The organism is Pseudomonas sp. SIMBA_068 (assembly GCF_046534705.1).
Classification (GTDB): Bacteria; Pseudomonadota; Gammaproteobacteria; order Pseudomonadales; family Pseudomonadaceae; genus Aquipseudomonas; species Aquipseudomonas putida.
Window position 1 is genome coordinate 1 of the sequence record NZ_JAWRYI010001751.1, and the last position, 233, is coordinate 233.

At 58.4% G+C, this 233-nt stretch carries 1 protein-coding gene; it reads right to left on the reverse strand.

Annotated elements, in window-relative coordinates:
• Positions 1 to 233 (reverse strand): hypothetical protein (locus tag SB756_RS35750; protein WP_410913976.1); only part of this gene is annotated, 233 nt, incomplete at both ends.

The following is a 233-nucleotide window of genomic DNA, read 5'->3' on the forward strand; positions in this document are numbered from 1 at the left end:
GCCAGCTTATCACGCTCAAGGTGCAGCAGCTCCAGCTGATTCTCACGCGCCGCGCGGCCAAACAGCGGTATTTTCGGGAAGCGGGAGTAGCGCCACTGACGCTCTGCCACCTTCACCACCACCGCATTCTGTAGTTCATCGACGCTGAAGACGCTGTCATCGAACGACTGCGGATCACCCTCGATCAGGTAGAGATCTTCCGGACACTCTTCCAGACCATCCAGCAACTCACG